The following is a 24,244-nucleotide window of genomic DNA, read 5'->3' as shown; positions in this document are numbered from 1 at the left end:
ATGACCGACAAGCCGATGCTGATCCTGATCGCCGGGCCCTACCGCTCCGGCAGCGACGGCGACCCGCAGGCCATGGCCGCCAACCTCGCCCGCCTCGAAGCGGCGGCGTGGCCGGTCTTCGCCGCCGGACACGTCCCGATGATCGGAGAGTGGGTCGCGCTGCCCGTCCTGCGCTCGGCCGGCGCGGACCCCACCGACCCCCTCGCCGACCAGGTCCTCTACCCGACCGCCGAACGGCTGCTCGCCCACTGCGACGCCGTGCTCCGGCTCCCCGGCAACTCCACCGGAGCCGACCAGGACGTCGCCACCGCCCGCCGTCGCGGCCTGCCCGTCTACCACGACGTGAACGAGATCCCGCGCCGCACTCCGCAGGAGACCGCGTGAACACCCGCCCCGGCATCGACGTCCCCGACCACCGTGGCCGCACCGGCCTCGACCGCGTCGGGCGTGATCTGGACCGCAACTCCGACGTCGTGGTCCGCGACGTGGAGCTCACCTCCCAGGGCTGGCACGTCCTGCGTCGCACCACCTTCGACTACCGGCGCCGCGACGGACGCTGGGTCACCCAGCAGCGCGAGACCTATGACCGCGGCAACGGCGCGGTCATCCTGCCCTATGACACCGACCGCGGGCGCGTGCTGCTCACCCGCCAGTTCCGCTACCCGGCCTACGTCAACGACCACCCCGACGGCATGCTCATCGAAGCCGCGGCCGGACTGCTCGACGGCGACGACCCGGTCGCCGCCATCCGGCGCGAGGCCGCCGAGGAACTCGGCATCACGCTCGGCCCGCTCACCCACGTCCTCGACGCCTACATGAGCCCCGGCTCGGTCACCGAGCGCCTGCACTTCTACGCCGCCCCCTACACACCGGCCGACCGCACAGCACACGGCGGCGGGCTGGAGGAGGACGGCGAGGACATCGAAGTGCTCGAACTGCCCTTCACCGACGCCCTCGCCATGGTCCGCGACGCACGCATCACCGACGGCAAAACCATCCTGCTGCTGCAATGGGCCGCCCTGGACGGCCCCTTCGCCTCCGCCGCGAGCACCGGCTGACACCCCCTGCCCAGAAAGAGGATCAAGAGGCGGACGAGGGGGTGCCTCAGGCCCGCCCGGATCGATCTGCTGGTCCAGCCCCTCCGGGTGTGAGTGGTTGAGGAACAGGCGAGGTGATGGGGCGGCCGGGGTCGGGCAACAGGTCGCGGGGGGCGCCCGCCACGGGCGAGATGAGATGAACGCGTACTATCTGGCCTTGCCACTCTGTGATCAGGGCAGACTGCGACCGAACCGTCACACGGGAGACGCCACGCATGAACACGCCACCATCACCGCCTGCAGTGGAGCGGACTGACGGATCATCCGTCCAGATCGGCGCTCTCGTTCCGTTGACTCGGCCTGGCTGGGTCGAGGCAGGCCAACATTTGCTCGCCGGACTCGAGCTGGCCGTTCGCGATGTCAATGACGCCGGCGGGATCGTCGGAAGACCGCTCGAACTGGTGGTCCGGGACACCGCGGCTGATCCGCAGCGGGCCGTGGCGGCCGTGGATGAATTGGCTCGCCTGGGCGTGGCCGCCTTGGCGGGGGAGTATCACAGCGTGGTCGCTCGCACCGCTGCGGCCAGGGCCGAGGCCCTCGGCCTGCCGTACCTCTGCTCTTCAGCGGTTCTCGACACGCTCACCGAACAGCCGACGGAATGGGTCGCGCGCGTCGCCCCGGCGCAGTCCCACGGCTGGCAGATCTACGCGGACTTCCTTCTCAGCGCGGGCCACAGGCGGATCGCCGTAGCTGCCCAGCCGAGTGTCTACTGGGCATCCGGGGCCCGCATTCTGCGGGACTACCTCGCTCCGCACGGCGGCACCGTCATCGAACTCGACATGGGCGCGCTCGCCCCCGCGGCCGTGTGCGACGAACTCGTCGGCAATCGCGCGACGGCCCTCCTTCTTCTGGTCGGCCACCCGGAGCCGGCCGTGTCGATCGTCAAGTCTGTCCGCCGCGACCCGCGCCTGGCCGAGATCATGATTGGTGCTCCGGCCGGGCAGCCGGAGTTCGCCGAATGGGCGAGGTTGCTGGGCGACGACGGCGCCGCGATCCCGTTCTTGCGCTACCTGCCCGAGCGCCTCAGCCCACTCGGGGCACGAGTCGAGAAGGTCCTGTGCGAACGGCTGGCCGCGGCGCCCTCCTTCGTCGCCTTCGAGGGCTACGACACGGTCACCGTCCTCGCTGATGTGCTGCGGTCTGGCGGCGTGGACCGGGCGAGCACTGCCGAAGCCTGGCCGCGCGTTGCAGTCGAAGGCACCCGCGGGAAGATCCAGTTCTCCCGCACGCCGGGCATCAGCGTTTGGCAGTGGGCTTGGGCGCCGGTCCAGGTCGTTGACCGAGATCCGGCGGCACCCGATCGCTTGCGGATCCTTCACGCCGGCTGAGAGAGCACAGCCGTCCGACTGCCCAGAAAGTCAATGCGGGGCGTGTCGACCGCCTCTGACGCTGACCGAGGTGCTCCAGACGATGTAGACCGACAGCACGACGATGCAGGTCAGATCGACCACCGTGCTGAAGGGCGCGAGGTCGGCACGCAGGTCGGGGTTCGGCAGGATCAGCAGGAGGAAGGTCGACTTGCCCGCCACCGCGGCGATCGCGGCAGCCCGCCGCGCCGGCGGGAAGAAGGCCGCCCAGATCAGGGCCGCGCCCAGCAGCAGTTGGAGCATGCCCCGGTGCTGAAGCAGTGCCAGCGTCATCGGTTCGGGGGCGATCACCCCGTAGGTCCATTCCAGCGCGTACGAGGTGACCAGTGCGAGGGCGGGGAGGGTGGTGACCAGCCCCATCGCCACGAGGGCGACGCGAAGCGCGGTCTCACGAGTGGCAACTGAGCTCATGGCACACTCCGATTCATCAGCGGTGCTGACGATCATAGTAACTGATGATCGGTGCTATGACGTATGTTGCCCTCATGAGAGAACCGACCCCGCCCGCGCAGCTGGTCACCTCGGCGACCAGCCACATGATGCTCCGTCTCGGCGACGCCGCCCGCGCAGTGATCGGTAACGCGCTGGACAGCTGGTCTCTCACCGGTCGTGACCTGCGCGTCCTGAGCGTCGCCCACGGTGAGGGGCTGTCCCAGCGCGAACTGGGCCGGCTCACCGGCATGGACCGGACGACCATGGTGGCGGTCGTGGACAAGCTGGAGCGGCTGGGTTACGCGCACCGTGAACGCGACCTCGCTGATCGAAGGAAGTACCTGGTCAGGCTGACCGATGCCGGCACGAAGGTGGTGGACGAGGCGCTCGATCAGCTGTCCAAGGCGGAGGCCGAGTTCCTGTCGCCGCTCAACGCAGCCGAACAACGGCAGCTCAATCGTCTGCTCGCCCGGCTCTATGAGAAACACGATCCCGCCTGCGATCCGTTGTGAGCGGCGGTGGGCCGAGACGCTGACCGCGATCACGCTGACGAACCTCGGTCCCACGACCTCCCGTCTGTCCCGTGAACGGAATCAGCGCCGATCGCGCGTTCGCTGACCCGCTGCGGGCTGTCTCCGGTCCGGGGGCCGGCTCAGCCGCTCGCTCGTCCTCGTGCTGCCTGGGATCCGGTCAGCTGAGGGCATCGAGCTGAGTCGGCCAAGATCTGCCGGTGCGCTCTCCGCTGTGATGCCTCCATTGATCCCAAGAATGCGGCGTCGAACACGTCAAGATCTGGGGGACGAAGCGGCCGATGGGCCATCGAGGCGGCTGGGTGCGGAAATCAGCGGTAGCGACCTGTGGCTTCTGCGCCTGTCAGTGGTCTGTGATGAGGATCTTCCGCTCGGCCCGGTACCGCGTTGACCGCGGTAGAGCCCCTGTATCCCCCTCCTGAGTAGGGGCTACTCATGTGCCGGGGATCTTGGGTGGCCACACTCGGTGGAAACGGAGGTGGCTCATGCGGTATCGGCTTGACCCGGCGGCCGAGGCCGAGGCGGCGCGCGGCAACCTGCTCGGCGGCCTCTACACCGGCGGCATAGCCTCGCTCGTCTTCGCCTACATGAGCGGCCTGGTTCCTGCGGTGACCGTCGGCGTGCGGATCCCCCGCGACTTCGAGCTCTTCCCCTGGCTGGCCGGCGGCACTGGCCTGGCCTCAGCACTGTTCACCGTCGCACTGGTCGTGCGCGTGGTCCGCTGGCAAATCGCGCTGTCGCAGCAACGGCGGGCGCGCGATCCGGCCAAGGCGCTGCTGCTGCCGCCCTCGGCCGAGCACGGCGCCGCCCTGCGGCAGTCGCGGCCCGGCCGTACCACGCTGGGCAACGTCTTGATGCTGGCCGTGCCGTGGGTGGCCTTTCCGTTGGCGATCGTGGCGCTGGGCACCCTGCTCACGCCCGAGCGGATGGGCTCGCGCGCCGAGGAGGCGATGCTGGTCGCCGCCCTGGCCGGTGGGGTGGGGCTGGTAGTGCTGCTTGTGGTCGCCGTCGACGTCACGCGCCGACACCTGCTGGCCAGGCAGGTGCGCAAGCTCTCGCAGGACCCGGCCTTCGCCGAGCTGATGCCGCCCGCCACCGCCGCCCTGTCCCGCTACCGAACGCCGGTCATCCCCGAGCTGAAGATCACCTTCTACGCGCCGCCCCGGACCGTCGTCTTCGGCCTGCCCAAAGTCAGCGCCGCACGCAACGTCTTCGGTCAGCCGCCGCTGAGCATCGTCTACTTCCGGCTGTTCGAGAACGAGCTACGGGTGCGCGACTTCGTCAAGGGGGCCTTTCGCCGCTGCGGGTACGTGCACCTGCTGCGCAGCGCCGCCTCCGTGCGCCACTCCGAGCTGGCGCGGATGCGGCGCGCCGGGACGCTCGGAGAGCTGTTCATCGCCTCCGACCGACGCATGCTGCGCGAGCTCGACGCGCGGCCCTTCGAGCCGCTGCCCAGCGGGTTTCGCACCATCAGGGGCACCGGCGGCAAAGGCGTGCGCGTCTGGGACCGCAAAGGCAGCTACCCCATGTCCGCCTACCTGTGCCACGGCGCCTACTGGAAACGCGCCGTCGACACCTTGCTGGGTCTCGCCGACCTCGTCGTCATCGACCTGTCGGGCTTCCAGAAGGAGAACATCGGCACCGGCTACGAACTTCAGCGCGTCATCGACCGCTACCCCGTCCACCGCGTCGTCGTTCTCGCCGACACCGGCAGCGACACCCGCTATCTGGCCACGCACATCAGGCACGCCTGGTCGAGGATGGCGCCCGACTCGCCCAACGCCGGCGACGGCACCAGAAGCCTCCTGGTCAGCCAGATCGCCGTCGGCGGCCAGGCGGCCACCCACCACTTACTGGCCCACGCGCACAAACGACTGAGGTGATCGACGGTGTCCGCCCCGCGTGCCGAACTGTCCACGCCGCCCGCCGGTCCAGGAGTTCGTTCTCGGCCGCGCCGGAACAGCGTCCCCCCAGGTGCAAGCCGCTGTCGACCGGGTCGGCGACGAGACCATCCGGGCAGCCCTCGCCAAAGCGGCCGCGGCGCCGGACCTACCCGCCTGCCACCGTGTCGAGCAGGATCCGTACGAGCTCGCGTGGCTGGGAGAACATCGGCCAGTGGCCGGTGTCCATCTCGACCAGCCGCCAGTGCTCGCTGGTCAGCAGCTTGACCACGTCGTCGCTCGGCTTGTCGCCGTCGAGGAGGCATTTGACGTACGTCGCCGGAAGCCGGCCGAGCGGGCCTGCCAGTACGGCCGGCTCGGTCAGCGTGGCCCCCGGGTGTGGTGTCGAGCCGCGCACGATCCGGGCGATCTGCTCTCCGGTGAGGCCCTGACCGTCGTAGTCGGCCGCGACCAGCGGCGACCAGAAGCCCCCGTTCTCGGCGATCGAGGCCTCCACCATCGTCCGGCCGTGAACCGACCAGCGGGACACGAACGACTCGCCGTCGGCGGGAACGTTGGAGTCGACGAAGACCACGCGGGCCAGCCGGTCACCGATCCGCTCGGCGGCCTGACCGACCGGGATGCCCGAGTAACTGTGCCCGACCAGGATGACGTCGCGCAGATCGTGGCGTCCGACTTCGTCGACGATGTCCTGGACGTGGGTCTGCTGCCCAGCTGGCAGGCCACGCCTGTCGGCGAGGCCGGACAGCGTCAACGGGTGGGCGCCGTGGCCGGCCGCACGCAGCTCCGGCACCACCTCGTCCCACGCCCACGATCCGAGCCACGCGCCCGCGACCAGTACGAATTCCGCCATGGTGGAAAGGTAGCGGAACGGTCCGACAACCTCGCTGCCGATCACTGCGCCGGAACGCCACGGAGAAGGCGACGCTCATCTGCAGCGCCATCCGCGTGCTCGGCAGGAGGCCGGAGCTCGCCAGAGGCTCCGCCGCCGCACGCCTGCGTCCGAGCAGGCCATCGGGCACCTGGACGACGGCGGTGAGGCGGGCCAGGCGGTCACCGCCGACGTCCCCACGCGCCTCAGCTCTACTACGCGGCCTTGGACGCGGTCCTCAGCTTCTCGGCCCTCGATGCCCCAGCTGGGTCCTCATCGACGCGTGCATAGGATCGGCGGCATGGCGACACGGCTCGTTCACGTTGCGATGGATGCTCGTGATGACTCCGCACTCGGCCGGTTCTGGGCGGAGGCGCTCGGCTGGAACGTCTCCGGCGACGAAGCCGGCGAGACCAACGTCGAGCCCGAGGGCTTCGCCTATCCCGACCCCATCGCTCTCTGCATCGACTTCCTTCGCGTCCCGGAATCCAAAACGGTGAAGAACCGCGTGCACATCGACCTCGCCACCACCTCTGCGGCCCATCAGGCGGATCTGGTCGCGCGCCTCCAGGATCTCGGCGCGACGCCCGTCGACGTGGGCCAGGGTGACGTCCCGTGGACGGTCCTCGCTGACCCGGAGGGCAACGAGTTCTGCGTGTTGGAGCCTCGATCGGTCTACCGGGACACCGGGCCGATGGCCGCGGTGGTGGTCGACTGCGCGGACCCCCGGGCCATGGCCCGGTTCTGGGGCGAGGCGATGGACTGGACCCTGCACCAGGTGACCGACGATCATGCGGTGCTGCGCTCCGCCAAGGGTGTCGGGCCGTATCTCGAGTTCCTCCGCACGCCTGACGTGAAGACCGTGAAGAACCGCATCCATCTCGACCTCCGGCCCTACCCCGGCGACGATCAAGCGGCGGAGGTGGCCCGGCTGCGGGCTCTCGGCGCCACCGACCTCGACGTGGGCCAGGGTGACGTGTCGTGGACGGTCCTCGCCGACCCGGAGGGCAACGAGTTCTGCGTCCTCACCCCGCGCTGACGCGGAGCCTCTTCACCTGCGGGTCGTACAACGGCTCCTCGGCGACGTCGTCGCCACCGCCGTCGAAGGAGGTTCGCCCCCAAGCGTCCGTGGACGGCCAAGCCGTCGCCGAGAAGCGGGACGGCACCACCGAATACGGCCACCACTGCGCCGACGACCGGAGCGACATCGACCGCCGGCACCGGTTTCCTTGGGTTCGGGTGGTCTGCCGGCCCGGCGCGCGGAAGCTCACGGACGTGAAGAAGGTCGCGATCTCCCTGGGGACCCTCACGGGCAGCGTGGAGGCCGCGAAGATCGCCGGACGTGAGGTGCCCACAAAGTCGGCGACGGTGTCTCGGCCCGCAAGAAGGTGTCTCAAGGCCCCTCCGCTGCTCTGGCCGTCGCGGCGGCGTGCTCATCGGCGGTCATGCCGCGGTCGGGGAAGCGCTGGTTGAGGTCGTACTGATCGTCAGCCCACTGCTGGTAGTCCCGCCGGACGGCGAGCTCGTCGGAGTCGGCGATGCGGGCGATATCGGCCCAGGTCACCCCAGCCAGCAGCGCGTGGTGGACGTTGGAGGGATGGCGCACGGTGCGCGCGATGCTCTCCGCCAATGCCAGCAATTCGATGTGTTCGGCCACGGTGAGCGGAGGCCGGTCATCGGCTCCATGCCGGGCGGGGTCATAGATCCCTCGTTCCACCAGCTCAATCCGGGCACGAGCCGATGCGTTCCTGGCGGCTAGCTCGTTGTAGCGCTCCAGTTGCCGACTGACGGGCATGTCGTAGCGAGCGTCGTGCCAGGTCGTGCTGTGCTCAGGCATGGTCATTGACGACTACTCCAGGTTGGTTTCAAGGGGGGTCCCGGTGTCCGGCCGGGACTCGAGCGCTGTGTGAAGATCACGAGAGGGTACCGGAGCGCGTTGACGGGCCCACTGGTCGGCCCTGGCGGGGTCGCCTGGCCGGGGCCGGATGATCTGCGCTCTCCGCCAAGATATCTTGCGCTCTCCGCTAACGACACGGGATAAGCGGCGTCGCAGGATTGCCTCTCGAACGAATGCGACTTGATCGGGGCAGGTGCGCGGGGGCGCGGATGCCAGGGCCAGGACGCCCGCGTTGCTCGTTGCCCTGCTGGTCGTGTTGATCGCCGGATCCGGCGGTCAGACGCGGTTCGACCTGGATGGCTGAGATGACCCTGGTAGAGCGGTGGGGCGGTCGGCGTCGCACGAGCGCGAGCCGCGCCTCCGTGCCGGCGGGAAGCCGTGATGGTCCTGCGCAGTCGGGGCGGATCGCTCGGATATATCTGGACAAAGTGCGGCGTTCGGCTGTGCTCGGTCGAGTGCTTCTGGCGGCCGTGTCCGCTCTCGGCCTCGTCGTCGCTCCAGCGGTCGCGACCCCGGCGACCGCCACGTCGGCGCGTGAGGAGTGCAACCCCGAAGCAGGCGTGGTGAAGCTGCCCGGCGGAGAGCCCTGGGCGCAGAAGCGGCTGGACATCAAGACGGCGTGGCGGCTGAGCACCGGCGCCGGCGTACGGGTGGCGGTCATCGACAGCGGCCTCGACGTCAAGCACCCGCAACTGCCCTGGCTCTCCACTTTCGTCGACTTCACCGGAACCGGCTACACCGACTGCGTCGGTCACGGCACCGCCGTCACCGGAATCATCGCCGGCCGCGTCTATCCAGGCGTCGCCTTCCACGGCGTGGCTCCGCAGGCGACCGTCATAGAGCTCAAACAGAGCAACCAGGCCGAGGGCCACGTCGCCAACCTGGCGGCGGCCATCGACAAGGCGGTCCAGCTCAAGGCCGACGTCATCAACATCTCGATCAAGGCGGCCGACAATCCCACGCTCAAGGCGGCCGTCCAGAACGCCCTGGCCAGAGATGTCGTGATCGTCGCCGCCGCGGGCAACATCACCGACAAGAAGGAGGACGTGCCCGCCTATCCGGGCTCCTATGAGGGAGTGCTGGCCGTCGGCTCGGCCACTACCGACGGGCGGCGCGCCGACTCCTCCAACACGGCCACACCCGTCGGCGTCCTGGGGCCGGGCGTCGGCATCATCGCCCCGTGGCCGCACGGCACGTACAAGCTGGATCTCGAGGGCTCCAGCTTCGGCGCCGCCTACGTGTCAGGGACCGCCGCGCTGGTGCGCGCCCGGTTCCCGCATCTCAACCAGGAGCAGGTGCGGCGGCGCATCATCGCCACGGCCGACGGCTCCGTCGGCAAGGGCACCGGGGCGGGCATGGTCAATCCGGTGCAGGCGGTCAGCGCCGTCCTGCCCTTCGAGCCCGCGGGCCGGCCGCTGGTGGCCGCGCCTCCGCCCGCTCCCATCGCGGCGGACGCGATCGCCAAACTCCCACCGGAGGACGCCGGGGCCAGGAACATCTCGCTGGCCGTGACCGCGGGGGCGCTGATCCTCACCGCCGCGGCCGGCGCGCTCGCCCGGGTGCTGCCGCTCGGCAGAAGCCGTGGATGGCGGGCGGGCCCACCGACCTGATGACCCATGTGACTGCTGATGCAGGCGCTGCGCCGCAGCGCTTGATGAAGGGAAACCTACGATGGACCCATTACAGCCGGACGATCCGATGCGGCTGGGCGACCACGACCTGTTGGAACGCCTGCCGGAGGGGCCGCGCGGGACGGCCTTCCTGGGCCGGGAGTCGGAGGACGCGCCTCTCCGGGTGATCAAGTTGTTCACCGGCAAGCCGGACCCGGAAGGCGTCGCGCGTTTCGCCAGGGTCCGGCGCCTTTCCAGCTCGTCCATCGCGCGAACGGTGGACGTCGGTCTGCACGAGGGCCACCTCTACGTCGTGCGCGAACACGTCGAGGGGCGCAGCCTCGCCGAGCTTGTCGCAGCCGATGGGCCGCTCGACGCCGAGGCCGTGGAGCGGGTGGCCGTCGGCACGCTGACCGCGCTGACCGCCGCGCACCTGGCGGGCATCACCCACCGGGGACTGACCCCCAGCAACGTCATCATGGGCGCCGACGGCCTCCGGGTGACCGACCTGGACCTCGGCGAGCCCGCCGGTGAGATCGGCTACCGTTCGCCCGAGCAGCTGAGAGGCGAGCCGTACGGTTCCTCCGCGGACCTGTTCGCCTGGGCGGCCACGGTGGTCTTCGCGGCCACCGGCAAGGCGCCGTTCGGTCAGGATGCCGACGCGGTGCTGACCGGGGTGCCCGCGCTGGGCACGCTGGCGGAGCCGCTGCTGGGCGTGGTGTCCGCGGCGCTGGCGAAGGACGCCGGGCAGCGGCCGACCACGTACACAGCGCTGTTGCGCCTGCTCGGCGGCCCGGCGGCGGAGCCGGAGGTCACGGCTGAGCCGCCGCCGGCGGAGGCGGTGACCCGGCCTCCGGCGTTCGGTCTCCCCGCCCTGCCGCCGGCGGCGGACGGCGCGCCGCTCGAAGGTGTGCCGGTCCAGCCCCCGCAGCAGGTGTGGGAGCAGCCCAAGCCGCAACAGGCGTGGGAGCCGCCCAAGCCACAGCAGGCGTGGGAAAGGCCCAAGCCGCAGCAGCCCATGTGGGAGTCGCCGCAGCGGCCCCAGGTGTTGCAGGCGTCGGTCGTGGAACCGTCTTCGCCGCGCCGGAGGTTCCCGGTCGGCCTGGCCGCCTCGGTGGCCGCGCTCATGGTGCTGTCAGGCGTGGGCATCTGGGGAGCCAGTCGTTACACGGACACCCAGCGGATCAACTCGATCGGCGTCTCGGCCGACGGCAAGGTCACCGGCGGAGCCACCGGATCGGCCGACGCGGGAGAGAAGGGGACGGCCGACTCCGATGACGGGGCGGTCGCGCAGCCGGGCGAGCCGGGCGCCGACCAGCCGCAGCCCGAGGTGACCGTGCCGTGGGCCACGGCGTCCGAGGCCGACCCGTACGGCGTGGGCCCGCTCGTCCTGCCCACCGAGGAGCCGTCGGGCGTCCCGACCGCGCCCGCGTACAGCATGGTGCCGACGCCCTCGCCGCCGCCGACCCAGCCGGTTCCCACGGCTCAGCCGACGACCCCGCAGCCGACCAAGCAGCCGACCGCGCAGCCGACGACCCCGCAGGCGACGCCTGCACAGCCGAAGAGCCCGCGGGTGACCAAGACGGTCACGGCGACGCCGACGCCCAAGGACACGACGCCCAGGAACACCAGGACGCCGGAGCAGTCCCAGCAGCCGACCCCGACTCCTGAGAAGACGACCGAGCCCCCGACCCCGACGCCCAAGAAGAGCACCGAGCCTCCGTCCCCGACGCCGGCTCCTGTCAAGAGCACGCAACAGGCGCCGGCTCCGCCCCCTGCGACGGAGGCCCCCGCGCCCCCGCCGGAGACGAAGAGCGCGGCCCCGCCGCCCGCGCAGCCGCAGCCGCAGTCGCAGCCGGAGCCGAAGAACCCCTACACGCCGGTCCAGGTGTGCGGGTCCGGCTTCTACGTGCAGCGCTCGCAGGCGTTCAACGGTGGTGAGACCTTCCAGCTGTACAACAGCGGCACCAAGCAGAACTGCGTGGTGACGATGAAGTACGCGGGCGTGGGCAAGGAGAGCCCGGTCAGCGCGACGCTCGACGTCCAGGGCGGGAGCAGCGCGACCGACAGCGGCAACTACAAGTACTACGCCGGGCCGGTCAAGCTGGTCGCCCCGGGCAGGTGCGTGAAGTTCTCCGGCAGCGTCGATGCGGGAAGCACCGCCGCGGGCTGGGCGAACTGCGGCTGATCCAGCACCGACGGCCCCACCCCGAGCTTTCCGGGTGGGGCCGTCGTCGTCGCCCGAGATCCGGACGAGCGGCGGCCGCCGCGGCCGTCAGTAGGGCTTGTAGCCGCCGCCTCGTTCGAGGGACTGGATGCCGGGGTGGCCGCCGAGGTTGCCGTAGCGGCTGTAGGTGTACAGGACTCCCGCGATGATGTTGTCGACCGGATCCAGGATCCTGCCGTGGCCGGGCAGGGCGTGCGCGTTGAACGTCGGCGGGATGGTCTGCATCAGGCCCTGGGACGGAACGCCGTTCTTGGCGTTGATGTCCCAGGTGTTGACGGCGCCGGGGTTGCCGCCGGACTCGTGGTAGATGATCGTCCAGATGCGCTGGACGTCCTGGGGGTCGTTCGGGTCCAGGTCATTGACGTCGATGCCGCGTTCGCGCATGACGTCCGCCATCTCGGGTGACTTGATGACGGTGAGCGCCTGCTTGATCCACTCGACGACCTCGGCCTTGGGCGCGGGCGTGGTGCCCGCCGGCGAGACCCCGCCGCCCGACCCGGAGCCGCCACCGGCTCCCGCGCCGCCGCCGGACTTCGAGCCGTCACCGCCCGACAGCCGCGTGTCCCCCTGAGAGGATGTCGTCCGCTTCCAGATGACCTTCTTGTCGCCCGGGTCGAAGTCCGCCCCTCCGGGATACGGGATGTCGGAGAAGAAGCCGAACCGCGAGTTCTCCCCGGTCCCGCTCGCCTGGACGCGGCCGGCCAGCGTGTTCTTGGCGGCCGTGACGGCCTCCTCGGCGGCCTTGACATATCCCTTGGCCAGCTCGATCTTGGTGTTCACCAGAGTGGTGAAGTCCCGGTCCTCGGGCAGCGCGCGCATGGCGTCGACCTGATCCTTGTCGCGGTGGTTGACAAGGTAATTCCCGATGAAAATTTGCGCACCGCCGACCGTTTCATCGCAAAGCTTGCGGATTTCCGCGGAAGCCTTCTCCAGTGCCGTGGCGGTTTGGTCGAGCGCTGTCGCGCAGGCGGTGACGGCGGTGTTGAATTCGCCGCCCGCTTTGGGATAGAGACGCATGTGGCGGTCGAAGGCGTCCGCGGAATCGCCTTCCCACTTCAGGTCGACCTCGTTGATGTTCCTGATGAGCGCGGAGGTGACGTCCGCGGCCTGGTGGGAGCATGATCGCCAGGTCGAGGCGAGGGCCCTGATTCCCTGAGGATTGCCCGTCACCTTGTCGAGCATGGCCTGTAACTCCGCCCCGCGGGGGACCTCGGTGATGTCCGGCGCGGTTACGGTGATGATGATGGTGCTGTCGGTGCTCATGCGCCCGAGTCCTTCTCCGCCTTGCGGAGGTTGGCCTCCACATCGTTGAGCGCCCGCTCGACGCTCTCCAGCTTGAGCTGCGCGCTGTCGAGTTCGACGCGGATTCCGGACCAGGCGGCGTCCATCTTGGCGGCCAGCTCCTGCGCGCCGTCCAGCTTGCCGAACAGCTTGGCGTCCGTCAGCTCGGCGGGAGGCTTCGACTTGGTCTTCTTGAAGATTTCGTCGAGATCGAACCCCTTGGCCGCGATGTTGATCCGCGTCCTGCACTCGTCGAATGCCTTGTAGGAAACATCAACGAAGCCTGCGCTCATGAAAGTCGAGCATAGTGGAGATCATTGAGGTTGGTGAGTCCCGTTTTCCTCCACTTCCAAGGAAGCTGTCTGGATCAGCCGGTCTCCGAACCTTCTGTCCACATAAAAGGCCCGGCCGGGCGGGAGGGGCTGCGGTCGCACCTTGCCGAACAACACACCTTCCTCCCGGTTGCCCGACATGATCAGCGCCGGGCTGGCCATCTCCTTGAGCCGCTGCACCGCCTGGTCGTACATGGCACGGTTGGCGCCGCCCATCTGACGGGCGAGGATCAGGTGCAGTCCGATGTCCCGCGCCTGCGGCAGCAGCTCGGCCAGCGGTTGCAGGGGATTGTTCGAGGTGGCCACCAGGTCGTAGTCGTCCACCACGACGTAGAGGTCCGAACCCTTCCACCAGCTGCGCTCGCGAAGCTGGTCGGGCGTCAGGTCGGCGGGCGGCAGGCGCTTGAGCAGGGCGAAGCGCACCTCCTGCACCAGCTCCGCCGCCGCCGCGCTGGAGACCGCGTAACCGATGCGGTGCTCGGTGGCCGCGGTGTCGAGGAGCGACCGGCGGTAGTCGATCACGACCAGCCTGGCTTCCTTGGGCGTCTTGCGCGCGACCAGACCTTCCATGATCAGCTTCAGCACGTTCGACTTGCCGCACCCGGTGTCGCCGAAGACGACGACGTGCGGATCGGCCTCGAAGTCGAGGGCGACCGGCGAGAGCGTCGCCTCGTCGATGCCGATCGCGATGCGGTTCTTGCCGGTCTCCTCGGGGCCCGGCAAGGCGGTCGCGGGGAGCAGGGACGGCAGCAGCCGCACGGGACGCGCGGCCGGGCCCTCCCACGAGTCTTTGACGATCTCCACGAGGGCGCGCAGCCCGTCGGCGAGGTCGTCGGCGCCGCGCAGCCCGTCGATGCGGGGAAGAGCGGTCAGGAAGTGCATGCCGTCCTTGGTGAGCCCGCGTCCCGGCGCGCCTTCGGGCACCGCCAGCGCCGCGCTGCGGCTGACCTCCGACTCGTAGGCGTCGCCGAGCTTGAGCTCGATCCTGGTGCCGAACAGGTCGCGGATGCCCGGCCGGAACTCCGACCACTTGTTGGTGGTCACCATGACGTGGATGCCGTAGCCGAGCCCGCGCGCGGCGAGGTCGGTGATCACCTGCTCCAGGCTCTCGTACTCCTGCCGGATCGTCAGCCAGCCGTCCACGACCAGGAACACGTCGCCCCAGCCGTCGCCCTCGATGCTGCCGTCGGCCAGCCGCTTGCGGTACGTGGCGATCGAATCGATGCCGTGCTCGGTGAAGTCCCGCTCCCGCTGCTGGAGGACGGTCGAGATCTCGGCGACCGTACGGCGGACCCTGTCGGCGTTCTGCCGGTTGGCCACGCCGCCCACGTGCGGGAGGCCCTCCAGCGCCGACAACGTGCCGCCGCCGAAGTCCAGGCAGTAGAACTGCACCTCCTGAGGCGTGTGCGTGAGCGCCATGCTGGCGATCAGCGCGCGCAGCACGGTGCTCTTGCCGCTCTGCGTGCCGCCCGCGACGCCGACGTGCCCGGCCGCGCCGGACAGGTTCAGCCAGTACGGGTCGCGACGCTGGTCGAAGGGCCGGTCGATGATGCCGATGACGGCGTGCAGGCGTCCCCTGCCGTCCCATCCCGGCGTGGACAGCCCGAGCTCCGGAGTCACCGACAACGAGGGGAGCAGGTGGGCCAGGGTCGGCGGCTCGGCCAGCGGCGGAAGCCAGATGCGGTGCGCCGCGGGGCCACGTCCCGCCAGCCGGCCGACCACGATGTCGAGCAGGCTCGACTGGGAGCCGCCCTCCTCCGCCTCCGCCGGTGCCTCCTTCGGCGGGGTCTCGACGACGGGCAGCGGCGCGAAGGCGCGGCCGTACTCGATGACCTCGCGGGCCGCGGGCTGCCCGCTGTCCGTCACGTGCCTGGGGTCGGGCTGGTAGGCGGCGGAGACGTAGGCGGCCTTGAACCTGGTCATGCCGGTGGTCTCGAACTTGAGGTAGCCGTTGCCCGGCGCCGAGGGCAGCTCGTACGCGTCGGCCACGCCCAGCACGGCCCGGCTCTCCATGGCGGAGAACGTGCGCAGACCGATCCGGTACGACAGGTGCGTGTCGAGCCCCCGTAGCCTGCCCTCGTCCAGGCGCTGGGAGGCCAGCAGCAGATGCACGCCGAGCGAGCGGCCGAGCCGGCCGATCATCACGAACAGGTCGATGAACTCGGGCTTCGTGGACAGCAGCTCGCTGAACTCGTCGAGCACGACGAACAGCGTGGGCAGCGGCAACAGGTCGGCGCCCTGCTCGCGGGCCCGCTCGTAGTCGCGGAGCGAGGCGTAGTTGCCGGTCGCCCGCAGGAGCTCCTGCCTGCGCACCATCTCGCCGTGCAGGGCGTCGTGCATGCGGTCGACCAGCGGGAGCTCGTCCTCCAGGTTGGTGATGACGGCTGAGACGTGCGGGAGGGAGTCGAGGCCGAGGAAGGTCGCGCCGCCCTTGAAGTCGACCAGGACGAAGTTGAGGATCTCCGAGGAGTGCGTGACCGCGAGCCCGAGCACCAGCGTGCGCAGCAGCTCCGACTTGCCGGAGCCGGTGGCTCCGATCAGCAGGCCGTGCGGGCCCATGCCGCCCTGCGCCGACTCCTTGATGTCGAGCTCCACCATGCGGCCGTCGGCGCCGAGCCCGATCGGCACGCGCAGCCTGTTACGGCCGGCCCGCGGCCGCCAGGTGACCGCCGGGTCCAGCGTGCGCGGGTCGCTGATCCCCAGCAGGTCGGTGAGCGTCGTGTTGACCGACAACATGTCCTCGCCGTCGCCGCCGCTCCTCGACGAGGCCCGAAGCGGGGAAAGCTGCCTGGCCAGCCCTTCCATCCACACGAAGGAGAGCTTGTCCGGCGCGCCCAGCCGCGTCTTGCGTTCCTTGCCCGCGTGGTCGAGCTTCACCATGTGCAGGTTGTCCGGCTGGACTTCCATCCGCAGCGTGTTGCCCTCCTCGACGGCGCCGGTGGAGCCGGTCAGGTCGATGACGGTCACGCCCAGGATGGCGTCGCTGCCGAGCTGGGAGTCGTGCGGCACGTGCCCGCCGTCCACGATCACCACGTGGTACGGCAGCTCGTCGGCGGGTGCGCCCGGCTGGAACCTGGGCCGCTCCTTGAGGTCGCCGCCGACGAGCCGATCCAGCTCGCCGATGTTCTCGGCCATCAGACGGACCGGCCCGGACGCGTCGACCACGTCGGGGTGGAGGGCGTGCGGGAGCCACTTGACCCACTCCCAGTGGGGCATGCGCTCCTGGTCGGCGCAGACCATGATCCGTATGTCGTCGGGGGAGTGGAAGACGACGATCTGGCCGATCACGGCGCGTACGAGATCCCGCATCGCCGCGAGGTCGCCGGTGAGCCGGATCCGGGCGAAGGAGGCGAGGGCGACGGCCACGGGCAGCCGGGAGAGCGTGGAGTGCGCGCGCATGAATCTCCGCAGCGCGCCGGACGAGAGCGCGTCCAGGTCCTCCACGGGTTTGGAGTCCGGCGGGAAGAGCTGGATGGCCAGCTTCTGCACGCCGGTGCCGAGGCGGATCGTGCCGAAGTCCTCGTCGCGGGGACGGCGCTCCCATAAGCGGGGTCCCATCGCGATCCACCACAACGAGTCAGGCTCGGGCCCGCTCCACTCCAGGGCCTCGCGCTGCTGCTTGGCGGCGCGCCTGGCCTTCCTGCGGATCTGGCCGAGGTAGCGGAAGTAGTCGCGGCGGGCGCCGTTCAGCCGGTGCTTGCGCTCGCCCGCCTGGCGCCCCATCTGGCCGATGGTCATGCCGACCATGGAGACCGCGAACAGGCCGCTGGCCACGTACATGATCGGGTTGGAGTTGCCGCCCGCGGTGAACATCAGGGCCATCGCCGCGGCGCCCGCCACCATGGGCAGGTAGGCGAGCACCAGCATGAACCCCTGGCCCTGGACCTCGGGGATCTCCGGCGGGGACTCCAGCATGACTTCCCCGCGAGGTGGCTTGGGGCCGGGGCGGCGCTCAGGGCGCCGGACAACCACTTTGCTCACGCGACGTTCTTACCAGAAGCGACCCGCTATGTTCTGTGCTGTCCGTGATGCTTCTGGGACGGAGTGCACCGTGGGATCGAAGGTTCAGAAGCCGCCGCCGCCGGAGTCTCAGCCGCCTGCGGAGGGAGCCGACAGCTCCACGCCGACGCAGTCGGGGCCGATCCAGCAGGGTGCCCTCGCGCAACTGCCGTTGCCGCTGCCGGTGTTGTGCAACGTCACGATCGTGGGTCCGAACCGCAAGGCCGACCTGACGCTGCCCGCCGACATCCCGCTGCCGCACGTGCTGCCGGGGCTGCTGCGCATGCTCGGCGAGGTGGGCGGTGACGCCACGTCGTCGCCGGGATGGACGTTGCAGCGGCTCGGCGGCGCTCCGCTCGACCTGGAGCAGAGCCTCGGCACGCTCGGCGTGCTCGACGCCGAGGTCCTCTACCTCCGCCCGCGCGAGTCGATCCTGCCTGCCGCGATCTTCGATGACGTGGCCGACGTCGTCGCCACCGGCGTGCGCAACGGACCGGGCACGTGGACGGCGGCGCACAGCAGGGCCCTCGGCACGGCCGGCGCCACGGGACTGCTGGTCCTCGGCGCCGTCGGCCTGGCCCTGGCGGGCCTGCCGCCGCTGGTCGGCACGGTCGTCTTCGGAGTGCTCGCGCTGCTGCTGATCGCCGCGGGGACCGTGCTGTCGCGGGCCATGGGCGACTCCACGGCCGGCGCGCTGATCGGCCACGCGGCGCTGCCGTACGGCTTCCTGGCCGGGCTGTTCACCCCCGCGGGAAGCGGGAGCATGGCCGAGGTCGGCGCTCCCCATGTACTCGCCGCGTTCGCCTGTACGGCGCTCGCCGCCGCCGTCGCCGGGATGACGATCTCGCACGGCATACCCGGCTTCCTCGGCACGGCCGTCGCCGCGACGTGCGGTGCGGTCTGCGCGGCGGTGGTCATGGTGTCGGGGGCCGCCCCCGCGGGAGTGGCGGCCGTGGCCATCGCCGTGTTGCTGGCGCTGAGCCCGCTGGTGCCGACGCTCTCGTTCCGGCTGGCCCGGGTGCCGCTGCCGGCCATGCCCACCACGGCAGAAGAGCTGCGCGCCGACAACCAGCGGCTCGACGCGGCGGCGATCCAGGAGCGCACCGTGATCGCCCAGCACTACGCCACGGGGCTGATCACCGCTGTCGGGCTGGCCGCGCTGGTCGCCGAGGCGCTGCTGGTACTGCACGACGGGTTGGTCGCCGACATCATGGCGGTCGCGCTCTCCCTGACGCTCGTCATGCGCGCCCGCGTGTTCTCCGGCGTCGGCCAGCGGATCTGGCTGGTCGGCTCCGGCCTGGCGGGGCTCGCCATGGTGGCCTTCGCGCTCAGCTCCAAGGGAGGGGTCATCGGCGCGCTGGCCGTGGCGGTCTGCGTCTTGTGGGTGGCCCTGCTGGCGGTGGGCATCGGGAGGACCCTGTCGTCGGGGAAGCCCTCGCCGTTCTGGGGGCGGGCCGGGGACATCCTGGACGTGTTGCTCGTCGTCGAGCTCTTCCCGCTCGCGGCCGGCGTGCTCGAGATCTACACCTGGGTACGCGGATTGTCGGGCTGACACTCTGCTGCGAGCCAAGCGGCGGAGCGAGGGGGTCCCCGGGCGCCCGGCGCCCGGGGACGAGGTCGTCAGCTGATGCGCTCGTATCCGCCACCGGAGTCGGTGGTCTTGGTGCCGCCGGAGAACTTCACCCAGGAGCCGGTCGGCGCGGCGTGGTAGACGGGCACGGTGTGCAGAGGGGTGATCTCCTCGTTCTTCACCACGCCCGCTCCCTTCACGTCCACCGCGGACCAGACGAAGGTGCGCGTGCCCACGTCCTTGGTCTTGAACGTCACCGCGCAGGCGTTCTGCTTGCCGGCGTTGTAGAGCAGGTAGGCGACGCCGCCGGTGAACGTGGCCTGGCGCTCGACCGAGTAGCCGGGGCCGCAGACCGTGGCGGGCGTCTCGGTCGTCCGGCCGGAGGCCGAGGCGGTGGTGGCGGTGAAGACCGCCGTCGTGCCGAGCGCGGCCACGATGACCGCGCCGATCGTCCTCTTCTTCAACCTCAAGATCTTCATCTCCATATCGCGGGGTTTGACCGTCGGGCCGGCTGATCCGCTCGACGGTGGCGGTTCTGCGAGCGTTCAGGACCCATCCGGGCCGCGCCGCATTCGCCGAGGGGCAATCTTGCGACGCCGCATTCTTCGCGTCGTTAGCGCAGAGCGCAGAAAGTGTTGGCGCTAAGCGCAGAGTTTTTCCCGTTTGCGCGACTTTGTGATCAGTGTGGCAAGTGGTGGTTACCATGCGAATCGATGTTGTTTCGCGGAGGTTGTCCGCCCTATTCGCGTCGACCAACCGCCGTGCGAGACAAGGAAATGTCCACTTGGAGGTCCAGTGGCACTGTACGGAGCAAGTCCGACGCAGTTGACCAATGCTGCCGGGTACTGCCAGGACACCGCGCAGTACATCGAAGGCATGCGTCAGCGGGTTCAGACGATCAAGGGCGACCTGACCACCCAGGGTTGGCGGGGTGGCGCGGCCCAGAAGTTCAGCCACGCGCTCGACGAGTGGGACGTCGAGTTCAAGGCTGTGATCAAGATCCTCGAGGACATCCACGACCGGCTCAACATCGGCGCCGGCGTCTACCGGAACGCCGCCGACCAGAACATGGAGCTGTCCGGGTCGCTGACCAGGGACGGCTTCATGGGCCGGATCGACAACGTCGTCAACGACAACTAGCCGACCGAGGCAACGGAGATCCCAGTGACCGTCCCCGATGATCACACATTCGTCAAGTTCGGCAGCATGGAGCAGGCGTACGAGGAGCTCAAGAAGATCGTGACCGAGCTCGACAAAGCTACGGACGATCTGTTCTCCGACATCAAGAAGGAGCTCGCAGCCAGCTGGGAAGGCGAGGCCGAGCAGTTCTTCAACACCAAGAAGGACCAGTGGAACGCCCACGAGCAGGCGATGGCCAAGCAACTGTTCCAGGCGGCCGGCGCCGTCAACATCGCCAAGGGCAACTACGAGAGCGCCGAGCGGCGCAACATCGCCATCTGGACGGACTGACGCGCCTCCTCGGTCACCGTGGCGACGCGGTGACCGAGATCTCGCATCTGCAGGGGTAAGCGATGGGCAAGCAGGAACCCGAACCGCCAACCGATCCGCTCAGCGTCGAGCCGCACACGGCCGAGAAGTTCCAGGGCGACGGGAGGGTGCACGAGCCCTCCATGATGCGCTCGATCGCCGAGGCTCTGTCGAAGAACCTCGCGACCCTGGAGAGGCCGGGGATCAGCGGGAGGGCTCTGATCGACGTCCAGCCCGGCGCCACCCAGTTCGGGGAATGGGCGGACGCCAAGACCTTCGGCGCGACCGCGGGCAAGGACAGCGCGGGACAGAAGCTCGGCCAGGTCCACGCCGAGTTCATCAAGGCGTACAAGAACGTCATCGCGGCCATCGAGGCGAGCGCGGGCAACCACGCCGAGGCGGACACGCGGAACGAGAGCACCTGACCATGGCCGACAGCGGTTCGAAGCGCGAGACGCTCGTCATCTGGAGCGACAGGGTGCCCACTGGTGAGGGCGAGCCCCATCCGAAGGCGGAGATCCTGCGCCTGCTGGGGACGTGCCAGCCGGATCAGGTCAAAGGGGCCGGATCCACCTACATCAGCGCGGCCGAGGCGGTCATCAACGCGGTCGTCGGGATCGAGGACCACGCCGGCAGGATCCTCACCATCTGGAAGGGGCCGGACGCCGACAGAGCCCGCACCGCGCTCGAGCTCATGTACGCCACAGGGCAGGAACTGGCGAGGAAGCTCGCGGAGATGGGCCGGAGCCTGGAGGCCTACGCGGGGTACATCCCCGCGGCCATCGCCGAGGTCCAGGGCATCAAGGTGGACAAGACCGACCCGCAGGTCCAGGAGATGGTCCGGGTCCAGAAGTTGTTGCTCAAGGTCGACCTGGAGGGCGACGACGAGACCAACGCCATCGCCGCGGTCGAGGACCTCAGGGCGCAGGAGGCCCTGAAGAGACTCAACGAGAAGATCCGCGACCTGCACCTCACCTCGGTCCCCTACAACATCACCTACGAACTGCCCGCCGTGACGATCCCGGCCGGGCCCGGTGGTGACCTGACGAGCGTCCAATACGGGGGGACGAGCGGGAGCCAGGGGCCCACGTTCGGCGACGGCGATCCCGGCGCCGACGGTGCGGGCGTCAGCGGCTCGGGTGGCACGGGCGAGACCGCCACGCGGGTCGCGGCGGACGGCCACCAGGACGACGTCCGGCCAGGTGGCGAGGACGGCGCCGTCCCGGGGACGCAACCCGCTGAGCAACCCGGCCAGGAGCAGCCCGGCGACGGGCAGCGACCAGGCGGTGGGGACGGATCCGGGCAACAGCCGGGCGGCCAGAGCACAAGCGCGGGCACGGAGGACGGCACCGCCCCTCCGGTCATCGGCGCCCAGGACAGGACCGACCTCGACGACGCCACTCCCGAGGCCGACCCCGCCCGGACCGAGACCTCGGCCTACCAGCCCCCGACCACCACGCCGACCACGATCGGCAACCATCCTCCGAGAACGGCGATCCCCGCCACGACCCCGACGCCGACCGGCACGACCCCGGGCGTCCCGTCGGTGATCGGTTCACCGAACAGCGCGTACACACCCGGCGGGCGCCTCGGGGCGATGCGCGGCGGCAGCCCGGCGGGCCTGTCAGGCACGCCGTTCCTGCCCATGATGGGGACCGGAGGCCCGATGGGTGACGAGGGCGGCGACCTGGAGCGCGCCACCTACCTGTCGGAGGACAGGTCGGCCTGGACCAGCAGCCACGACGTGACGGACCCGGTGATCGGATGAGCGACCAGCAACCAAGCGGCACGGGGCAGCAGCCAAGCGGCACGGGCCGGCAACCGACCGGTCAACAGCAGGGCGGTATGGGTCAGCAGCCCTACGGTGGCTACGGTGCCTTCCCGACGAGCATCCAGGTGCCGCAGCGCTCGTCGGGCATCTCCTTCAAGGTAGGAGAACTCGACGCGGCCAGCGGCAAGATCAACGGCCAGGCGGCACTCATCGACGTGCTGCGGGCCAAGTCCAGCCACATGGGTGTCCCGTTTCCCAGCTTCGGGACGATCGGCATCGGGATCACCAGAGCCCACGACAAGGCGATCGCGGCCCAGTCCGCCGCCCTGGAGAGAGGCAAGAAGGCGCTGCAGAGCTGGCAGGCCGCGCTGAAGAAGGCCGACGCCAACTACCACGAGGCCGAGACGTCGGACTACGGCATGTGGCGCAACGAGGAGGAGATCGACTCGGGCGCCGGAGGTGTCCCGACCCCGAAGATGCCCACCGTGCCGGACGCGAACCTGCCGGGCGGCGACGTGCCCGGCGGCGACCTGCCGGACACGGATCTCCCCGGTACGGACCTGCCCGGCACGGACCGTCCGGGCGGCGACCTGCCGGGCGGCGACCTGCCGAATGGCGACCTGCCGGGCACCGACCGGCCCACGACCGACGTGCCGGGCGCCGATCTGCCCGGGGTCAACCGGCCGGATTCCGACCTGCCCGGCGGCAACGACCCGAACATGAAGGTTCCCGACATCGACTCGGCGCTCAACGAGCCGCAGGACAAGACCGGCCTGTCCTCGTTCGATCCCAGGACGCAGCAGCTCAACGGGGTACCGAACCCGAACCTGACCGATCTGAGCACGCGCCAGGGAACCGCATTCGGCTCGCCGACCGGCAGCGGCGCGGGCTCCGACGGTGGCGCCGGCGCCGGTCTGCGGGGGCAGGGAGGCTTGGGCACGCCCGGCGGCCTGGGCAGCGGCATGCCGATGGCGCCCATGATGCCGATGAGCGGCGCGAGCAGCGACGAGCGCGACAGGGAGCAGGGCTCGCTGTTGTCGGAGGACGAAGGCGTGTGGGGTGACGACGAGGACATCGCCCCCGAGATCATCGGCAAGGAGAAGCAGTGAGCTACGGGGAGGGCAAGGGCCTCTACTACGCAGCGGCCGCCACCGCATCGGGCGCGGCACTCCTGATCAGGCGTCCCTGGGCCTACTACGTGGTTCTGATGATCGGCCTCATGGTCTCCGACCCGGGACGGATGTCCTCGTCGGCCAAGAACTGGCGCACCACCGACCACGGCGGGCTGACCTCCGAACTGACCGCGCTCGAAGGGCAGCTCAAGGAGTTGCAGGCCGCGCTCAGCGGCCCGGGAGTCAAGTGGGAGGGCGCGGCCCGCGAGCAGTTCGACCAGGCGTACAACGACTTCACCCAGTCCCTCGCCACGCTCAAGTCAACGCGGAACGCCACTGGTGAAGCCGTCGACCAGAGCGCGAAGTTGTACTACTACGGGGCGATCACCTTCATGGGCATCGCCAGCTTCATGATGATGTACGCCCTGGCGATGATCGCGATCCAGCGCTACGTGCCTTTCGCCTATGCGCTCGATCTCAAGGTCGGCAAGGTCGCCGTCGAAGCGGGGAAGAAGGTGCTGCTCAAGCACGGCATCGCGGTCGGCCTCCTCACCACCCTGCTCTACCAGGCCGTCCAGCAGTCCGAGGCCAGCGGGAAGGCCTTCCCCACGATGAAGGGCATCCCGAACCAGCTCACCAACCTGAAGTCCGGCGCCATGCCGGAGTTCAGCAGTTCCGCACTCGACTACGACGTGGCGGGCGGCACGCTGACCCCCAAACTGGACACGAAGGGCGGCCTCGGCGGCCTCTGAGCCGGGC

22 protein-coding genes are annotated in these 24,244 nt (G+C 69.9%); 15 read left to right on the top strand and 7 right to left on the bottom strand.

Annotated features, from left to right (window positions below):
- The 3 genes from ACWENQ_RS23075 to ACWENQ_RS23065 all read left to right on the top strand — a co-directional run bounded on the left by ACWENQ_RS23075 (position 1) and on the right by ACWENQ_RS23065 (position 2,425).
- Positions 1-384, top strand: a complete 384-nt coding sequence (locus tag ACWENQ_RS23075) for a hypothetical protein (RefSeq protein WP_452416028.1) — start codon at positions 1-3, stop codon at positions 382-384.
- Positions 381-1,058: an NUDIX domain-containing protein gene (locus ACWENQ_RS23070; RefSeq protein WP_452416026.1), complete on the top strand. Its 678-nt coding sequence runs from the start codon at positions 381-383 to the stop codon at positions 1,056-1,058. The genes ACWENQ_RS23075 and ACWENQ_RS23070 overlap by 4 nt, the downstream gene beginning before the upstream one ends.
- Positions 1,059-1,312: 254 nt before the next feature.
- Positions 1,313-2,425 carry an ABC transporter substrate-binding protein gene (locus ACWENQ_RS23065; protein WP_452416024.1) on the top strand — a complete coding sequence of 371 codons (1,113 nt, stop codon included), beginning with the start codon at positions 1,313-1,315 and terminating at the stop codon, positions 2,423-2,425.
- Positions 2,426-2,455: 30 nt separating this feature from the next.
- On the opposite strand, the gene ACWENQ_RS23060 is transcribed toward ACWENQ_RS23065, so the two are convergent.
- Entirely contained in the window at positions 2,456-2,911 is a 456-nt protein-coding gene (locus ACWENQ_RS23060) for a hypothetical protein (protein WP_449923330.1), read from the bottom strand.
- 38 nt (positions 2,912-2,949) lie between these two features.
- Here ACWENQ_RS23060 and ACWENQ_RS23055 point away from each other — a divergent pair, with 38 nt between their 5' ends.
- A complete protein-coding gene (locus tag ACWENQ_RS23055) occupies positions 2,950-3,408 on the top strand; it encodes a MarR family winged helix-turn-helix transcriptional regulator (protein ID WP_452416022.1) in 459 nt (152 codons plus the stop codon).
- Between the two features lie 503 nt (positions 3,409-3,911).
- Positions 3,912-5,309 carry a hypothetical protein gene (locus ACWENQ_RS23050; protein WP_452416020.1) on the top strand — a complete coding sequence of 466 codons (1,398 nt, stop codon included), beginning with the start codon at positions 3,912-3,914 and terminating at the stop codon, positions 5,307-5,309.
- A 166-nt stretch (positions 5,310-5,475) separates the two neighbouring features.
- On the opposite strand, the gene ACWENQ_RS23045 is transcribed toward ACWENQ_RS23050, so the two are convergent.
- Positions 5,476-6,180, bottom strand: a complete 705-nt coding sequence (locus ACWENQ_RS23045) for an alpha/beta fold hydrolase (protein WP_452416018.1) — start codon at positions 6,178-6,180, stop codon at positions 5,476-5,478.
- A 346-nt stretch (positions 6,181-6,526) separates the two neighbouring features.
- Here ACWENQ_RS23045 and ACWENQ_RS23040 point away from each other — a divergent pair, with 346 nt between their 5' ends.
- Positions 6,527-7,237, top strand: a complete 711-nt coding sequence (locus ACWENQ_RS23040; protein ID WP_452416268.1) for a VOC family protein — start codon at positions 6,527-6,529, stop codon at positions 7,235-7,237.
- A 354-nt stretch (positions 7,238-7,591) separates the two neighbouring features.
- On the opposite strand, the gene ACWENQ_RS23035 is transcribed toward ACWENQ_RS23040, so the two are convergent.
- Positions 7,592-8,041, bottom strand: a complete 450-nt coding sequence (locus ACWENQ_RS23035) for a hypothetical protein (protein ID WP_354908757.1) — start codon at positions 8,039-8,041, stop codon at positions 7,592-7,594.
- A gap of 509 nt (positions 8,042-8,550) precedes the next feature.
- Between ACWENQ_RS23035 and ACWENQ_RS23030 the strand changes: the two genes are divergently transcribed.
- On the top strand, positions 8,551-9,705 hold the full coding sequence (locus ACWENQ_RS23030) for a S8 family serine peptidase (protein WP_449923313.1): 1,155 nt from the start codon (positions 8,551-8,553) through the stop codon (positions 9,703-9,705).
- A gap of 61 nt (positions 9,706-9,766) precedes the next feature.
- Entirely contained in the window at positions 9,767-11,893 is a 2,127-nt protein-coding gene (locus ACWENQ_RS23025; RefSeq protein WP_452416016.1) for a protein kinase domain-containing protein, read from the top strand.
- Between the two features lie 87 nt (positions 11,894-11,980).
- Here the strand turns inward: ACWENQ_RS23025 and ACWENQ_RS23020 are convergent, their stop codons facing one another.
- The 3 genes from ACWENQ_RS23020 to eccCa are packed head-to-tail and all read right to left on the bottom strand — an operon-like array spanning position 11,981 to position 17,460.
- The gene (locus tag ACWENQ_RS23020; protein ID WP_452416014.1) at positions 11,981-13,195 is read right to left on the bottom strand and encodes a transglycosylase SLT domain-containing protein; all 1,215 of its coding nucleotides are present in this window, start codon (positions 13,193-13,195) and stop codon (positions 11,981-11,983) included.
- A complete protein-coding gene (locus ACWENQ_RS23015; protein ID WP_449923305.1) occupies positions 13,192-13,506 on the bottom strand; it encodes a hypothetical protein in 315 nt (104 codons plus the stop codon). The genes ACWENQ_RS23020 and ACWENQ_RS23015 overlap by 4 nt, the downstream gene beginning before the upstream one ends.
- Before the next feature lie 21 nt (positions 13,507-13,527).
- Positions 13,528-17,460: a type VII secretion protein EccCa gene (gene eccCa, locus ACWENQ_RS23010; RefSeq protein WP_452416013.1), complete on the bottom strand. Its 3,933-nt coding sequence runs from the start codon at positions 17,458-17,460 to the stop codon at positions 13,528-13,530.
- Between the two features lie 136 nt (positions 17,461-17,596).
- Between eccCa and eccD the strand changes: the two genes are divergently transcribed.
- The gene (eccD, locus tag ACWENQ_RS23005) at positions 17,597-19,096 is read left to right on the top strand and encodes a type VII secretion integral membrane protein EccD (protein ID WP_452416012.1); all 1,500 of its coding nucleotides are present in this window, start codon (positions 17,597-17,599) and stop codon (positions 19,094-19,096) included.
- A gap of 68 nt (positions 19,097-19,164) precedes the next feature.
- On the opposite strand, the gene ACWENQ_RS23000 is transcribed toward eccD, so the two are convergent.
- Positions 19,165-19,584, bottom strand: a complete 420-nt coding sequence (locus ACWENQ_RS23000; RefSeq protein WP_449923296.1) for a hypothetical protein — start codon at positions 19,582-19,584, stop codon at positions 19,165-19,167.
- 205 nt (positions 19,585-19,789) lie between these two features.
- Here ACWENQ_RS23000 and ACWENQ_RS22995 point away from each other — a divergent pair, with 205 nt between their 5' ends.
- The 6 genes from ACWENQ_RS22995 (at position 19,790) to ACWENQ_RS22970 (ending at position 24,237) form a co-directional block, all read left to right on the top strand.
- Positions 19,790-20,254 (top strand): WXG100 family type VII secretion target, encoded by a 465-nt coding sequence (locus tag ACWENQ_RS22995; RefSeq protein ID WP_449923916.1) that lies wholly within the window; start codon positions 19,790-19,792, stop codon positions 20,252-20,254.
- 24 nt (positions 20,255-20,278) lie between these two features.
- The gene (locus ACWENQ_RS22990; protein WP_354908732.1) at positions 20,279-20,584 is read left to right on the top strand and encodes a WXG100 family type VII secretion target; all 306 of its coding nucleotides are present in this window, start codon (positions 20,279-20,281) and stop codon (positions 20,582-20,584) included.
- 62 nt (positions 20,585-20,646) lie between these two features.
- On the top strand, positions 20,647-21,027 hold the full coding sequence (locus ACWENQ_RS22985) for a hypothetical protein (RefSeq protein ID WP_449923293.1): 381 nt from the start codon (positions 20,647-20,649) through the stop codon (positions 21,025-21,027).
- A 2-nt stretch (positions 21,028-21,029) separates the two neighbouring features.
- Positions 21,030-22,370, top strand: coding sequence for a hypothetical protein (locus ACWENQ_RS22980; RefSeq protein ID WP_452416011.1), 1,341 nt, complete (start codon positions 21,030-21,032; stop codon positions 22,368-22,370).
- A 77-nt stretch (positions 22,371-22,447) separates the two neighbouring features.
- The gene (locus ACWENQ_RS22975) at positions 22,448-23,482 is read left to right on the top strand and encodes a hypothetical protein (protein WP_452416009.1); all 1,035 of its coding nucleotides are present in this window, start codon (positions 22,448-22,450) and stop codon (positions 23,480-23,482) included.
- Positions 23,479-24,237, top strand: a complete 759-nt coding sequence (locus ACWENQ_RS22970) for a WXG100 family type VII secretion target (RefSeq protein ID WP_452416007.1) — start codon at positions 23,479-23,481, stop codon at positions 24,235-24,237. Before ACWENQ_RS22975 ends, ACWENQ_RS22970 begins: the two co-directional genes overlap by 4 nt.
- Positions 24,238-24,244 lie beyond the last annotated feature (7 nt).

Source organism: Nonomuraea sp. NPDC004354 (assembly GCF_053602555.1).
This window is presented reverse-complemented; position numbering and strand designations above follow the sequence as displayed.

Excerpts from the sequence above, each read along its gene's own strand:
- eccCa (WP_452416013.1), bottom strand. The coding sequence starts at position 17,460 with ATGCTGGAGTCCCCGCCGGAGATCCCCGAGGTCCAGGGCCAGGGGTTC.
- ACWENQ_RS23020 (WP_452416014.1), bottom strand. The coding sequence starts at position 13,195 with ATGAGCACCGACAGCACCATCATCATCACCGTAACCGCGCCGGACATC.
- ACWENQ_RS22985 (WP_449923293.1), top strand. The coding sequence starts at position 20,647 with ATGGGCAAGCAGGAACCCGAACCGCCAACCGATCCGCTCAGCGTCGAG.
- ACWENQ_RS23035 (WP_354908757.1), bottom strand. The coding sequence starts at position 8,041 with ATGACCATGCCTGAGCACAGCACGACCTGGCACGACGCTCGCTACGAC.
- ACWENQ_RS22975 (WP_452416009.1), top strand. The coding sequence starts at position 22,448 with ATGGGTCAGCAGCCCTACGGTGGCTACGGTGCCTTCCCGACGAGCATC.
- ACWENQ_RS23015 (WP_449923305.1), bottom strand. The coding sequence starts at position 13,506 with ATGAGCGCAGGCTTCGTTGATGTTTCCTACAAGGCATTCGACGAGTGC.
- ACWENQ_RS23040 (WP_452416268.1), top strand. The coding sequence starts at position 6,527 with ATGGATGCTCGTGATGACTCCGCACTCGGCCGGTTCTGGGCGGAGGCG.
- ACWENQ_RS23060 (WP_449923330.1), bottom strand. The coding sequence starts at position 2,911 with ATGATCGTCAGCACCGCTGATGAATCGGAGTGTGCCATGAGCTCAGTT.
- ACWENQ_RS23065 (WP_452416024.1), top strand. The coding sequence starts at position 1,313 with ATGAACACGCCACCATCACCGCCTGCAGTGGAGCGGACTGACGGATCA.
- ACWENQ_RS22980 (WP_452416011.1), top strand. The coding sequence starts at position 21,030 with ATGGCCGACAGCGGTTCGAAGCGCGAGACGCTCGTCATCTGGAGCGAC.
- ACWENQ_RS23075 (WP_452416028.1), top strand. The coding sequence starts at position 1 with ATGACCGACAAGCCGATGCTGATCCTGATCGCCGGGCCCTACCGCTCC.
- ACWENQ_RS23025 (WP_452416016.1), top strand. The coding sequence starts at position 9,767 with ATGGACCCATTACAGCCGGACGATCCGATGCGGCTGGGCGACCACGAC.
- ACWENQ_RS23050 (WP_452416020.1), top strand. The coding sequence starts at position 3,912 with ATGCGGTATCGGCTTGACCCGGCGGCCGAGGCCGAGGCGGCGCGCGGC.
- ACWENQ_RS23055 (WP_452416022.1), top strand. The coding sequence starts at position 2,950 with ATGAGAGAACCGACCCCGCCCGCGCAGCTGGTCACCTCGGCGACCAGC.
- ACWENQ_RS23045 (WP_452416018.1), bottom strand. The coding sequence starts at position 6,180 with ATGGCGGAATTCGTACTGGTCGCGGGCGCGTGGCTCGGATCGTGGGCG.